At 73.0% G+C, this 518-nt stretch carries 1 pseudogene; it reads right to left on the bottom strand.

Going from position 1 to position 518, the window contains the following annotated elements:
• Positions 1-518: pseudogene (locus G3I71_RS46540) on the bottom strand (6-phospho-beta-glucosidase); the annotation flags it as partial.

Here is a 518-nt window from a genome sequence, read left to right as displayed (position 1 = left end):
AGGGCGACCTTCTCGTAGCCGCCGGACTCCAGGTCGCTCTCCTCTCGCTCGCCGACGCCGGCCACCTCCCGGTTCTCGGCCATGTACGTGGCCTCCCGCTCGGCCCGCGTCCGGTCCCAGGCCGAGAGCGCGGATCCGGCGGACGCCCCGGGGCCCCCGGCCTCGGCGTAGAAGCCGCGCTGCTGGTCGCGCAGGAAGGCGCCGCGCGTCTGCTTGGCCTCCTGGTAGGCCCGTACGGTGTCACGGTTGAAGTAGTAGTAGTGCAGGTACTCGTTCGGGATCGCCCCCAGCGAGCGCAGCCACTCGGCGCCGAACAACCGGCCCTCCTCGAAGGACTCCAGCGCCGCGGTGTCGGCCAGCAGTCGGGGCAGTTCGTCGCGGCCGGCGATCCGCAGGCCGCGCACCCAGCCGAGGTGGTTGAGGCCGACGTAGTCGATCCAGGCCTCCTCGGGACGGGCGCCGAGCAGTCGGGCGATCCGGCGGCCGAGCCCGACCGGGGAGTCGCAGATGCCGATGAC

Source organism: Streptomyces sp. SID12501, assembly GCF_010550245.1.
Lineage (GTDB): Bacteria > Actinomycetota > Actinomycetes > Streptomycetales > Streptomycetaceae > Streptomyces.
This window is presented reverse-complemented; position numbering and strand designations above follow the sequence as displayed.